Genomic DNA, 13,553 nt, shown 5'->3' on the forward strand with positions numbered 1-13,553 from the left:
GCAGAAGGCGTATGCCGGACGCCGTATGACCGCCCCGGACGGAATCGGCAGTCATCCGCCCGTCACCCGCCCTTGAGCAACTCGGTGATCTGCGCCCGCGAGGAGTACCCGAGCTTGGCGAGGATGTGCTCCACGTGCGCGTCGACGGTGCGCCGCGAGATGACGAGGCGTTCGGCGATCTCGCGGTTGGTCAGCCCCTCGGCGACGAGCCCGGCGACCTCGCGCTCGCGCCGCGTCAGCGCGTGCGGCGCGGGCCGCGGCCGGGCCGTGATCGCCTGCTGCCGGGGCACGCCCGTCGGCGTGTCCTTGTCCTCCGCCGCCATCAGCACGCCCGCGCTCAGGGAGAGCGCCGCGCCCTTGGCGTACAGGGCGGCGTACCGCCCGCTGCCCAGCTCGTCGCGGGCCCGCTGCTCGTACTGGTCGTGCAGGGCGTGCATCTGCGGGTTCCCGAGCAGCGACCGTTGCCCGACCTCCCGCCACTGCGCGGCGCACGCCCCGAACAGGCAGGCCGCCCTGCGCATCCGCCCCTCGCCGACCGCGATCCACGCCAGCAGGTCCATGGCGGCCGCCACGCCCACCGTGTCGCCGAGCGCGCCCTTCAGCCGTACGCCCCTCCGCAGCGAGCGGGCCGCTTCCGCCGACGCGCCGAGCATCATGCGCGCCAGGCCCTGGGTGATGCACTGCGAGCCCTGGACGTAGCACTCCTCACTGTCCGGGCCGAGGAGTTCGAGGGTGGCGCGGGCGGCGTCGATGGCGTCGGCGGGCTGCCCGGCCATCAGGTGGGCGACGCTCATGTGCAGCTGGGCCAGTCGTTCGCCGTGCACGTCCGCGGCCTCCCGCATCAGGGCCACGCTCTCGGCGGCCCTGGTCAGCCCCATGGCGTGGGCGCCCTGGTGGTAGAGCGCGTTGGACTCGGCGAAGGTGGCCCAGGCCGATGACCGGGCGTCGCCGAGGGTGCGCGCGCCGGCGAGCGCGTCGGTGGCGACGGCCAGGGCTGCCGCCTGGTCGCCCTGCCTGCCGAGGAACATCGAGTACCAGGTGAGGGTCATCACCCGCTCCGGGGAGGGCTCGTGGTCGCGGGTGCGCCCCAGGGCCTTCTCCATCCAGTACGCGCCTTCGGCGGGCTGCCCGCAGCAGAGCCAGTACGTCCACATGACGGCGGTCAGGGTGAGGAGTTCGGCGCCGTCCGCGGCGTACTGCAGTACCGCCCGCAGGTTCTCGCGTTCGTCCACGAGGCCCTGATAGAGCGGGAGTTGCTGATCGCCGATGAACCGATCCTCGAACTGGCGGAGCATGGCGCGGAAGTAGGCGAGGTGGCGCCGGCGGAGCGCGCCGGTCCCACCGGCCTCTTCGAGGCGTTCGGCGCCGTATTCGCGCAGGGTGTCCAGCAGCCGGTAGCGGTCGCCGTCCTCCCCCAGCCTTACCACCACGGACTTCTCGACGAGTCCGACCAGATGGTTCAGTACGGCCTCGGCGGGCAGTTCGCGGTCGGCGGCGATCTCGACGGCGGCGTCCAGCCCGAACGACCCCGCGAAGACGGAGAGCCGCGCCCACAGCAGCCGCTCGCCGGGCGTGCACAGCTCATGGCTCCAGTCCATGGTCGTACGCAGCGTCTGGTGGCGGGCCAGTGTCGTCATACGGCCGTGGTCGAGCAGCGCGAACGTGTCGCCGAGCCGCGCCACGAGCTGATCGAGCGGCAGGGCCCGCAGCCGGACGGCGGCCAGTTCGATGGCCAGCGGTATGCCGCTCAGACGGTGGCAGAGCGCGACGGCGTGCCGCCGGTTCGCGCTGGTCAGCGCGAAGCCGGGCAGGACCGCGGCGGCCCGCTCGGCCAGCAGGACCAGCGCCTCACTGTCCGCGTCGTCGCCCGGCCGCGGCAGCGGGAGCGCGGGTACGGGCAGCAGGTGCTCGCCGGGCGCGGCCAGCGGCTGGCGGCTGGTCGCCAGGATCGTCAGCCGGGGCGCCCGGGGCAGCAGCAGGTCGGCGAGGTCCGCACAGGCGTCGAGTACGTGCTCGCACGTGTCGAGTACGAGCAGCAGCTCGCGCTCCGCCGCGTACTCGGCCAACGCGTCCACCTGCGGCCTCGACGTCTGCTCCGGCAGCCCCAGGGCCTCGGACACGGCCTGCGGCAGCAGTTCGGCGCGCTTGAGCCCCGACAGCTCGACGAAGCGCGCGCCCTCCTCGTACCCCTGGGCGGCCTGCGCGGCGACGCGCACGGCGATCCGCGTCTTGCCCACGCCGCCGGGCCCGACGAGCGTCACCAGCCGGGTACGCGCCAACAGCTCCCGCACCCGGTCGAGTTCGCGGGCCCGCCCGACGAAGCTCGTCATCTCGGCGGGCACCCGCCCGTCGCACCACCGGGCCGAGCCGAACGCCATGAAACCCACCGTCCTCCATCGCACCCCCGCGAAAGGCAACCGCGCCACGGAGGGACCAAGCTAACGACGGCGGGGCGGGCGGGTACCGGTGACGACCGCTATCGGCCGGTCTCTTCCGGATGCTTGTGCTTATGGCCGTAGCACGTGAGCTGTTGAACGGTGTCAGCGCTCGCTATCGGCGAAGTGTGCGGTTCAACCGAGCTCGGCGGCGAAGGCCACTCCCACCTCCAGGCCACCCGCTTAGACCGGCCGCTCGAAGTCCTCCGTGAACGTCAGAGCGACGCCTGTGCGCTCCGTCATCCGCGCCCACCGGCCCGCTGAATGGGGAGCATCGCGGCCACTCGGCCTCTGCCCGCCCGACGGGCGGAGGGTGCGGCATCGCCCAGTCGCAGCCGGTGAGCAATCGAGCAGAGGCGTTCTCCTTCACGTCGGCACATGGGCGCCGTGCTCCCGGCGGGATCCGGTTTGGCGCGCGGCGCGACCTCGGAGACGTCTGCCGCCCCACCATGCCCAGCCCGCGCTTGTAGCCGTGCGCTGAGGTCGATGCCTTCCACAGGGGCCTCATGCCCTTCGCGCTTGTCCGTCTGCCAACCGCGGTGACGCGCCGCTCGCAAGAGTTGCGAGCCGAGGCCCGGAGCGTCCGTGTCGACTACGTGCAATCGCTCAAGCAACGCGAGAGCCATCTCTGCCTCGACGTCCTCGCGGTCCACTCGGAGACGGCTGGACACTTGATACGCGGTTCGGCGCAGGCCGGGAATCGCCAGCCACACCGCGTAGAGCTGCCAGTGCCGCCCGGAGTTCTCCCGCTGAGCCAGGCCGACCACCTCGCGCCAGATCGCCTCGCGCAACGGCTCGTCCACCGGTTGCTCGTAGAGCTCCTTCCGCGCCTGCGCGGGAGTCGGACACAGAGCCTCCGACGCGCCTGGGACGGTGAGGCGGAGCCGCGGGTCACCCCGCAAACCCCGAATGTGTTCCTCGATCGAGTCGAACAGGCTGGGCCTCTGCAAAAGGGCCACTCTTCCACTCCCTCGACATGGGATTCCAAGAATCACGCCGCGCCGGCCACGCCCATCGCGGCCGGCGCGCACATCGCTCCGGACCGTCCGCGCTCGGCCCCGGGCCGGGCCCGCGTCACACCGACCGGTCCGCCATTCCGTCACGGCCCACGCCGCCCGGCCCAGGGGCCGTGATACCTCCGTCCGCCTTCGAAGCCCGCTGCCCGGGGACGTGCCGTCCCAGTGCCAGGAGCCGGTCGCGCAGCAGTTCCGAGAGTTCCTGCTGTTCCTGAGCCGTCAGCTTGCCGAGCATCTGGGCCATCTCGTCCTGCCAGCTGACCTCACCTCGGAGAACGGCCTGGTGATTGACCGTCCAGTCGAGCACTTGGCTGACCTGGTCCGGGTGCCTGAGCAGCCAGAGCGCCGCCAGCGACGTGGGGCCGCCGCTCAACGCCTGGAGGCAGAACTCGTACTCTTCCCGATGATTGGCGGTCCAGGAGTACGGAAGCCCGGCTTCTCCGGCCTGCCCCAGCCGCAGTTCGCCCGCCGTCTCCCGCGCGAAGACATCAGTCACGCGATAGGTGAGCCCCGATGTCTCCATCCGCTGCGGCGGGGACAGGGATTCCAGCATCTCGGCCGCACCAATGCCATATCCCTCGGCGGTCTGCCCCTCCTCCAAGTGCTGCAAGGTCCGGTCGAGGCTCCTGCGAACCGCGTCCCATCCGTGTGTGGTCCCGCTGCGCACGGCCTGCGCCGGGTCGTGCACCCACCACAGCACCCGTACATCCACCGATTCGGTGCCGAACGCGGTCGGCAGCCCGACTCCCCGCGTTTCCGACCGCTCGCCGAGCTGCACATGGAACGCGGCGTCATAGCCGCCGAACAGACGGGGCCCGGACGTCACCTCCGTCGGCATCGCGCCGGGCTCTTCGGCCCTTCGCAAGAGCGATCCCGGTGCCGCCCCGTCCTGCGCGCCGTGCCCGCGTCGTCGACCCAGCACGTAATGGGCTCCGCTCCGGTCCCTCAGCACCAAGGCCCGGTCCTGCCGACCCGACCAGCGCTGCCGGAGGATCTCCCGCCAGGGCGCATGTACGGCGAGGGTGTAGACCGGCTGATTGATCTCGCTCATCATCGCGTCCTCCCGTCCGCTCGCGTGTCGGAACTGCCGTACGCGGAGCCGTTGTACTTAAAGCCGTCGTAAGCGGTGTGTGCCATCGGCTCACCCTTTCGCCAGGCGCTCAACGCGGCGCGAGCGATCTTCCGCCCGGCCATTTCCGTGTCCTTGTGCCGGTCGATCTCGACGAACAGGCCCAGTACGCCGTGCTGCATACTCCGCGCGAGTTCGGTGAACAGCCTCTCCACAGCCACTTGTTGCTGCTCGTTCCAGGCGGCCAGGCGACACCAGCTGATCAGAGCGCGGCGCGTCGAATCGGAGGTGTCGCGCTCGTTGAGCGCCCGCCGGATGAAAGCGACGATCCGTTCCGCGAACTCACCGCCCTCCAGCAGCTCGCCTTGGAACCAGAGGGGGGTATGGAGCAGTTGCGGAAAGGTCCACAAGGCGAGATCGGCCTCGGGCCCTTCTTGGCCGGCCCATTCGGTCAGGCTCCGGAAGACCACCGCCTGGCTACCCGATGCGAAGAGGCGGGCGAGAGCCAACCGCACCTCGGCGCGGAGGGTGAATTCGTGCTCGTCGTTCAGGTCGTAGGACAGCCGTCGCAACAGGCGAAGCGCGAGATCCGGCCGGGACACCCCGAAGTCGGTTCCGCAGGCGTACGCGACGGTGGACCGCAGTTGTGTGCCGCGCGCATGGCTCCAGGCGGTGAGACGGTGTTTGACCTCCGTCGCGAGTACGGGGTCCTCGGCCGCCACGCCCAGCGCATAGGCGGCGATGTCCCGGCTGCTCTTGCGGTCGGATTTGGCGAGTGAGCCGATGTGCCGCAGCGCCTGGCGGCCGCCGCCCCAGCCGGCGGCCATGCCCATGACTCTGCCCACTGGCTGCGTCAGGTCGCTCTCGTTCCTGACCTCGTCCATCCAGGACGCGAGCACGTCGGACAGTTGTCCGTACTCCCGCCACACGTACTTCAATACGACCTCGGCCTGCCGGTGCCGAGTGAAGTACACAGGCTCCACTGAATAGGCATACGAGGGGCCGGACCGGATCTCCTTCGGCGCGCACTGTGCGCGTACGGTCCGCAGCAGGTGCTCCAGGGACCGTCGGAAGACGAACTTCGGGTTGGGACGCGGCGGTTCCTGCCCCTTGCGGCCGTCCTTGGCGTCGTCTCCCTCACCGCGGTTGTCGGTGCGCGGCAGGACGGAGTTCAGCCGGCCATCCGCCAGTTCAAGGAGCCGCTCTGCCTCTTCCCGGACGATTCGGTGGTCAAGTCCCTCGAAGACGCAGGTCGCCAGCAGGAAGGACAGCCCGTCCGGGTCTTCGCACAGGTTCTTGATCAGGTCCGGCGCCTCGTCCTCGGCGAGGAAGCTCAGCCGGTTCCGGAGGTCGGGCTGCTCCGTCCCGCCGTCTCCGGAAGCGACCACAGCGGCGACCAACTCGGCGACCTCGGCGGGTACGAGTTCGGGCACCAGCAGTTCGTCCAGCAGGCCGGGCGCCAAGCCGTCCAGAAGCCGGTCACGCTCCGCCGGGTCCGTTACCGCCGCCCGGAACCGCGCCTCGAAGACCGCTTGCGGAGCAGGTGGCCGGCACCGTACGGGGCTCACGTGAAGGTCCCGTTCCAGGCTCCGTACCAGCGCAGGATCGTACGGAAGCACCATCACCATGCGCGCGTCCGCCTGGGTCAGCAGGCGTCGCAGGTTGCCGACCACCGCGGGCTTCAAAGGGTGTTTGAGCAGCAGGCCGTCCACCAGATATCCGCGCGCCTCGGTGTGAGTGGGCCGCCAGGAAGCCAGGTCGGTGTCGTTGTCGACCGCGCGCAGCGCCATGCTGTCTCCGCTGTGGCGGTACAGCAGGTTGAGGGCAGCGGTCCGGCGGCCGGTTCCGGGTTCGCCGGTGAGGAACAGGACACCCGTGTCGAGCTTCTTCAGGGCCGAGGGGAACCAGTCCGGCTCCGCGAAACCCAACCGCGCGTCCAGGATCTCGGCCTCGGAGACGGGGCCCTCGTACGCCTCGGCCCGTCGTCCACCGGGACCGGTCGGTCGCTCTTGGTTCTTCACATGCTGGCCACCGCGTACGGAACCCGCATTGATGTTTCCACCCGGAGCGAAAATGAAGGACTGCGGCCGTCCCATGTTCCCGAACCCGCCGAATGCCGCATCGAGGTCCTCGTAGCCGAGGGCGTTCTCATCGCCGAAGTCGCCGTAGTCCTCGTCGAACCCGTCGGACTCGTCCTCTTCGGACCGGCCCGGCGGGGGGCTCGGCTCCTCGCCCGGCCCACCGCCCGGGGTGCCAGTCGGCCCACTGGGCAGCGCACCGATCGGCGCGCCGGGCGACTTCCCCGCCGTGTCCGAGCGGTCCGGACCGTCGCTGGGCCCCGGACGCCCGTCCCCCGGGCTCACTGGTGCCTCGTCTTCTTGTCGCCCCGTACCGTGTCACCCTGGTTGCCGCGGACGGTCCCCGCCTTGTTGCCGCCGACCTGGTCGCCGCCCACATCCGTGTTGCTGACGCTCTGGCCGCCACGCACGGTGCCGGTGTTCACATTCCCCTTGTCGGCCCTGTTGTTCGTCACCGTCCGGTGGGACCCGCCGCCCTTCCCCCGCCGCGCCTTGCCCTCGGCATCCGCGTCCGTGTGCCTGGCCTCTTGGTCCTCGATCACCTGATCGCCCAGGATGCGACGGTCGTAGAGGTTGCCCGAGGGGACAGGGACGTACAGCCAGGCCCGCTGAGCGAACGTCTTGTCCTCGACCGTCGCCGGCACCTCGATGAAGTAGTCGAGGTGGCGACCGGTGTAGCCGCTCACCACCGCGTCCTGAAAGCAGCGGTCGGAGAGGATGGCGGCCACCTGGGTGATGTTCTCGCTGGATGCGGCCAGCATCGCCTTGACCGGGCGGGAGTCGAGCAGTCGGTGGGTGTCGTTGCGGGGCGTGCCCTTGCCGTCGTACTTCTCCCCCGAGTCGGTCACGGGGCCGATGTTCAGACTGACCCGGAGCCGGATGCGCACGGCTCCCACCGAGTGCACATTGAACTCGGTGAGCACGTCCTGGAGTGTGGAGAGCCAGGGGTGGATGACGAAAGGCATCGCCCCCGGGTCGAAGCCGAATACAAAACCGTCCCCTTTGGCGTCGGGGAACCTCCTCTCCTCCCAGACCTCGGGGATACCCGCGCGTTCGAAGGACTGCTGGAGAAGCTGCGGAATGGCACGGCTGATGACAATGTGCTCGCTGGCCGGGTATCCGGTGAAGTCCTTGGCATCAACGGCCACGATTCCCCGGTACGGCGGAAGTCGTCGGCTTCGGATGTTGGGGCCGTCAGTCGTTTCGGGCTGGGCGGGGTGGCGTGCGGAGGACGCGTTCATCGCAGTTCCCTCTCGGAGTCGGACTCTGGGAGCAGGACCGGACCGTGCGCGGTCCGGGCATCCGCGGCCGTGAAGACGTTCAGCCGCTGATGCCCTTCGAGGTTCGCGAATGCGCGTGAACCGCTCCGCTGCCTCAGTGCGGATGACCAGTGACGCACATCACATACGCCTGCCGGTGGTGCGGCAGTCGATCTTTGCCGGATCCCCCGCGGGCAGCAGTTCGCGGGCGGCGGCCTCAGTCACCGAGAGAATCCACAGCCCGACGCAGAGCGGGCAGGTCGTCGATCACGATGCGCATCCGCCGAGTACGCACCCGGCACGGCTCCAGCTTGCGCAGCAGGTCGGTGACGGTGTTCCGGTGGATGCGCAGATGCTGGGCCAACTCCTCGTGAGTCAGGGCGAGTTCCAGAGACCGCTCCGCGCAGGGGCCGGGCCAGTTCGAGATGTCGGCGATCTTCACCAGGGCCGCCGCCAACCGGGGCAGGACATCTCCACCGCCGCGGGCCTGGGTCGACTCCCGCAGCCGGGTGAGGGCGTAACGCACCAGGACCGGGGACAGGTCGCGCGCGGCGACGAACCGGATGAACTCCTCCCTGCCCATGACCGCGACTTCACACCGCAGCAGCGTCTCCACGCTCGCCAGTCGGCCTCCCCCGCCGAGCACGGCCACTTCACCCAGCAAGTCCCCGGGCCCACGGAACGCCAACAAGGTAAGCGCCCCGTTCCGCTCGGTCCGTACGACCTTCAGCACACCGCTGATCACGGCCAGCACATGCGTGCCGGGTTCGTCCTGCCGCAACAACAACTCACCGGGCGGGTGCCAACGCCCGCGCGACTGCCGCACGAGGTCCGCCCAGACCGCCTCGCCGGCGAGATCCCGCAGCGTCCGGCCACCTGGGTCCGGCTTCTCCCCGGAGGAACACGCATAGTCACTCATGGGGCGACCCTAGGAAGGCTCCATTTGACGCCGCAGCCGAACGGGCAGTTCCACGGCACAATCGCCCCTCTCGCCCCACTGGTCGAGAAGCGTCCGCGACCTCGGCGCGCCTGCGCCGACGCGCGACCGGCAGTACGGCTCCATCCGGCGCCGCACGCCCCGCCCCGAGTGCCCGCGCGCCGGCCCCAGAAAAAGGAAATACCCCGGTCCGTATTGACGGCCGGGGTATTTCTCTGCGTATATTGGGAGTTTCCATGTCTCCATCACTTCCGGACATGGCTAAACCCTCACTTTCACAAGGTATCCGAGCGGAGCTGAATTGTCAAACGCGGAATTGCGAAACGAGCAGGAATTCATCGACCTCCTCTACGAACGGCTGGCCGAGCTGCGGGCCGGGGCCGAGGACGCGGTGCGGGAGGTGCTGCCGGTCGAGGGGAACAGTCATCAGGCGCGGCTGGAGCGGGAGGTGCTGGTGGCCGAGCGGTCCGGGCTGCTGGCCGCGTTCAACGCCGGGGAGAGCGGGCTCTGCTTCGGGCGGCTGGCGTTCCGGGACGGACGTGATCACCACATCGGGCGGATCGGGATGCGGCGCGCCGACGCGGACCGTACGCCGCTGGTCGTCGACTGGCGGGCCGAGGTCGCGCGGCCGTTCTACCTCGCCACCGGGCACACCCCCATGGGGCTGCGCCGCCGGCGGCACATCACCACGGCGGGGCGGCAGGTCACCGCGCTCCACGACGAGCTCATGGACCTCACCGACACCGTGCGTACCGGGCACGAGGGCTCCGACGCGGACGCCGTGCTGCTGGCCTCGCTGGACGCGGCCCGCACCGGCCGGATGCACGACATCGTGCAGACCATCCAGGCCGAACAGGACCGGATCATCCGCGCCCCGCACCGCGGCATCCTCGTCGTGGAGGGCGGCCCCGGCACCGGGAAGACCGTGGTGGCGCTGCACCGGGCCGCGTACCTGCTCTACGCGCACCGGGAACTGCTGGCCCGCCGGGCCGTCCTCGTCGTCGGGCCGAACCCGGCGTTCCTGGGTTACATCGCCGAGGTGCTGCCCTCGCTCGGCGAGACCGGCGTCCTGCTCGCCACGCCCGGCGATCTCTTCCCCGGCGTGACCGCGACCGGCACCGACACCGCGCGCGCCGCCGAGGTCAAGGGCGGTACGGCGATGGCCGACGCACTGGCCCGGTTCGTACAGGACCGGCAGGCCCTGCCCGACGAAGCCATCGCGATCGGCCACGAGGACGGCGAACTGCTGCTGGACGCGGACATCGCGCGGGAGGCGCGGCGCGAGGCGCGCGCGACCGGGCTGCCGCACAACCTCGCGCGCCCGCACTTCGCCTTCCGCGTCATCGACGCGCTCACCGCGCAGTTGGCGGAGCGGATCGGCGCGGACCCGTACGGCGGGCCCAACCTCCTCGGTCCGGACGACATCGCCTTGCTCGGCAAGGCGGTCGCGGCCAGCGCCGATGTGCACGCCGCCATCGCGGAGCTGTGGCCGTCCCTCACCCCGGAGGAACTGGTCGCCGACTTCCTCGCCGACCCCGTGCACCTGCCCGAGGACGACGCCGACGCCATCCGGCGCCCGGACGGTGACCCGCACGAGGGCAGTGACCAGCGCGAGGACGGTGACCGGGGCGAGGGCGGCGAACAGCGCGCGGGCGGTGACCCGGGCTGGACGCCCGCCGACGTTCCGCTGCTCGACGAGGCCGCCGAACTCCTCGGCGAGGACGACTCGGCCGCCCGCGCCGCCGCCGAGGCCGAGCAGCAGGAGCGGATCGCGTACGCGCAGGGCGTGCTCGATCTCTCCCACGGGTCGCGCACCTACGAGTTCGAGGACCTCGACGAGGAGGATTCCGAGGTGCTGGCCGCGCACGACCTGGTCGACGCGGAACGGCTCGCCGAGCGCCAGGAGGAGGCCGACCACCGCAGCGCCGCCGAGCGCGCCGCGGCCGACCGCACCTGGGCCTTCGGCCACATCATCGTGGACGAGGCGCAGGAGCTCTCGGCGATGATGTGGCGGCTGCTGATGCGGCGCTGCCCGACCCGCTCGATGACGCTGGTCGGCGACCCGGCGCAGGCCGCGGAGCCGGGCGGCTGCGGGACGTGGGAGACGATGCTGGCTCCGCACGTCGGCGACCGCTGGGAACGCGTACGGCTCGGGGTCAACTACCGCACCCCCACCGAGATCATGGAGATCGCGGCGGCGGTGCCACGCGCCGCGGACCCCTCCTTCGAGCCGCCGCGCTCGATCCGCTCCACCGGCGTACGGCCGTGGGCGCACCGCACGGGCGACCTGGCCCGGGCGGTCGCCGAGGCCGTGGGGCGGGAGGCGGACCGGGGCGGCTCCGAGCACCTCGCGGTGATCGCCCCGCGCGATCGTCACGGTGACCTCGCCGCCGCCCTGCCGCACGCGTCCGCCGGCCGGACGCCGGACCTGACCAGACCGGTGGTGCTGCTCGACCCGCGGCAGGCCAAGGGGCTGGAGTTCGACACGGTGCTCGTCGCCGAGCCGGCGGAGTTCGGGGCGAGCGATCTGTACGTGGCGCTGACCCGGGCCACGCAGCGGCTGGGGGTGATATACACCGGGGCGCTGCCGGACGGGTTGGAGTTCCCCGTGACGACGGCGGACCCCGCCGCCGGGCCCGGCCGGTGACCGTACGGGCGTGGGGCGCCGTCGCGTGATCGTGCGACGGCGCCCCATGGGCCGTAGCGCTCCCGTGGCCTCGTACGCCCCATCGGTGTCGGCGGGGGTGGACCTAGCACCACCTTGAAAAGGCCACGTCACCGTATGCCGCCGGGCCCGCGGATCCGGGATCGTCGAGGACGACGCGGAGGGCCCCCACCGGCCCGCCGGACCACCGCCCACTCGCCCTCATACGAATCCGAGGCCCGCCATGAGCACGAACACCAGCGTCAGCGCCCTGTCGTACACCGCGGCGCCCGCACCGTTCACCGCTCCGGCGGCGGAGCGCGTGAGCTTCTGGCGCGCGCCGTTCGCCGCCGTCACGTACCGGGAGTTCGGGTACATCCTGGCCTCGCTGCCGATCGCCCTCATCGGCTTCGCCTTCGCCCTGACGATGTTCTCGGTCGGCGCGGTCCTGGCCGTCACCGTGCTCGGGCTGCCCGTACTCGCCGGACTGCTGGCCGGCGCGCGGGGGCTCGGCACCGCCGAGCGCCGGCGGGCGGCGGAGAAGCTCGGCCTGGAGACCGCCGGGGCCGCGCCCGCACCGGCGCCGCGGACGCCGGGCTTCTGGCCCGGCCTGCGGGCCCGGCTGGGGGACGCGGCGGGCTGGCGCGCGTTCCTCTTCCAGCTGGTGATGTTCCCGTGGCGGATGGTGAGCTTCGTCCTGTCGACGGCCGTGCTCCTCGTCGGCTGGGCGGTCGCGCTGCTCCCCGCGTACAACTGGGTCTTCCCGCACTACGTCGGCTGGCCCGGCTACCGGCTGTTCGACTACACCTCGGGCGGCGTGCACCACCAGTACTACCTGACCTCGCCCTTCCAGCTCGCCGGGGTCTCCCTCATCGGCCTGGTCATCGTCTTCCTCACCCCGAAGCTGGTCCGCGCCCTGACCAACGTCGACCGCGCCGCCGTGCGCGCCATGCTCGGGTAGGTCCGGGGCGTTCTGCGGCGGACGGCCGGACGTGGAATGGCGGCAGGGCCGGGAGAGCTTTCTCCCCAGCCCTGCCGCCTTTCCACGTCCGGGGCCGTTCGAGGCTGGGCGGCCCCCGCGCCTATCGCGCGGTGCTCCCTCAAGGCCCCCCGGGCGGGCCCTGGACCGCCGCCGCGACGTGGTCGCGGAACCAACGGTGGCCCGGGTCGGCCGAGTTGCGGGGGTGCCAGGCCATTCCGAGGTCGAGGGGGGCCAGGTCGAGGGGGATGGGGAAGGCGCGCAGGCCCAGGGCCGTGGTGGTGTCGGTGAGCCAGTCGGCCAGGGTGAGCGCCACGAGGTCGGTGTCGCGGGCGAGCATCATCGCGCTCGTATGGCTGGGCACGACGACCGCGGTCCGGCGGCTCAGTCCGAGCTCCGCGAGCGCGCTGTCGATGGGGCCGAAGCGCTTGCCGAGGCGGGAGATGCCGATGTGGTCGGCGGCCGCGAAACGGCGGGCGTCGATCCGCCCGTCGAAGAGGGGGTGGCCGCTGCGCGCGATGCCGACCAGCGGCAGGTGGGCGAGGCGCTGGGTCCGGATCTCCGGGTCCATGTTTCCGAGTACGCCCAGTTCGACGTCGACCCAGCCCTGCCGCAGCGCGGGGCCGCCCTCCACCGCCTCCGGCAGGAAGACCACGTCGACGTGCGGGGCCTCCCGGTGAATCCGGTCGGTCAGCGTTCCGGCCAGCCCCACCAGGAGCAGGTCGGTGGTCTGGACCGTGAACGTGCGCTGGAGGTGCACGGCGTCGAAACCCGCCCCGGGCCGCAGGACGTTGTCGCAGCCGCGCAGCAACGCGCCGACCTCCTCCCGGAGTTCCAGCGCCCGCGGGGTCGGGACCATCCCCTGGCCGGCGCGGACCAGCAGGGGGTCGCCGACGGCGCGGCGGAGCCGGGCCAGCGTACGGCTGGCCGCCGCGGGGGACGTGCCGAGCCGTTCGGCGGCGCGGGTCACACTGTTCTCCTGGAGCAGGGCGTCCAACGCCCGTAGCAGGTTGAGATCCACACAAGCCCCTGAGCTGCATTTTTACGCCTGGGTTAACTATTAGGTGCCTATCTTTGCATTGTCGCGGAGCTCCTCAAGAGCCGACAGTGGACATGTCCGCGAAGCCGCGTGACAG

8 protein-coding genes are annotated in these 13,553 nt (G+C 71.3%); 2 read left to right on the top strand and 6 right to left on the bottom strand.

What is annotated here, in order from left to right; translation table 11 throughout:
• Positions 1–62: 62 nt before the first annotated feature.
• The 5 genes from AC07AB_RS01050 to AC07AB_RS01070 form a co-directional block, all read right to left on the bottom strand.
• Complete coding sequence (locus AC07AB_RS01050; protein ID WP_478557988.1) at positions 63–2,378, bottom strand: ATP-binding protein; 2,316 nt, start codon at positions 2,376–2,378, stop codon at positions 63–65.
• Positions 2,379–3,509: 1,131 nt separating this feature from the next.
• Positions 3,510–4,502 (bottom strand): hypothetical protein, encoded by a 993-nt coding sequence (locus AC07AB_RS01055; RefSeq protein WP_478557991.1) that lies wholly within the window; start codon positions 4,500–4,502, stop codon positions 3,510–3,512.
• Positions 4,502–6,883, bottom strand: coding sequence for a hypothetical protein (locus AC07AB_RS01060; protein WP_478557994.1), 2,382 nt, complete (start codon positions 6,881–6,883; stop codon positions 4,502–4,504). Before AC07AB_RS01060 ends, AC07AB_RS01055 begins: the two co-directional genes overlap by 1 nt.
• Positions 6,880–7,839, bottom strand: coding sequence for a hypothetical protein (locus AC07AB_RS01065; RefSeq protein WP_478557997.1), 960 nt, complete (start codon positions 7,837–7,839; stop codon positions 6,880–6,882). The genes AC07AB_RS01060 and AC07AB_RS01065 overlap by 4 nt, the downstream gene beginning before the upstream one ends.
• A 235-nt stretch (positions 7,840–8,074) precedes the next feature.
• A complete protein-coding gene (locus tag AC07AB_RS01070; protein WP_478558000.1) occupies positions 8,075–8,776 on the bottom strand; it encodes a Crp/Fnr family transcriptional regulator in 702 nt (233 codons plus the stop codon).
• A 334-nt stretch (positions 8,777–9,110) separates the two neighbouring features.
• Between AC07AB_RS01070 and AC07AB_RS01075 the strand changes: the two genes are divergently transcribed.
• Positions 9,111–11,441 carry a HelD family protein gene (locus AC07AB_RS01075; protein WP_478559672.1) on the top strand — a complete coding sequence of 777 codons (2,331 nt, stop codon included), beginning with the start codon at positions 9,111–9,113 and terminating at the stop codon, positions 11,439–11,441.
• Between the two features lie 241 nt (positions 11,442–11,682).
• Positions 11,683–12,399, top strand: a complete 717-nt coding sequence (locus AC07AB_RS01080) for a sensor domain-containing protein (RefSeq protein ID WP_478558002.1) — start codon at positions 11,683–11,685, stop codon at positions 12,397–12,399.
• A gap of 139 nt (positions 12,400–12,538) precedes the next feature.
• Here AC07AB_RS01080 and AC07AB_RS01085 read toward each other — a convergent pair whose 3' ends face one another.
• On the bottom strand, positions 12,539–13,438 hold the full coding sequence (locus AC07AB_RS01085; RefSeq protein ID WP_478558005.1) for a LysR family transcriptional regulator: 900 nt from the start codon (positions 13,436–13,438) through the stop codon (positions 12,539–12,541).
• Positions 13,439–13,553: the final 115 nt, after the last annotated feature.

Source organism: Streptomyces sp. NPDC044033 (assembly GCF_056434425.1).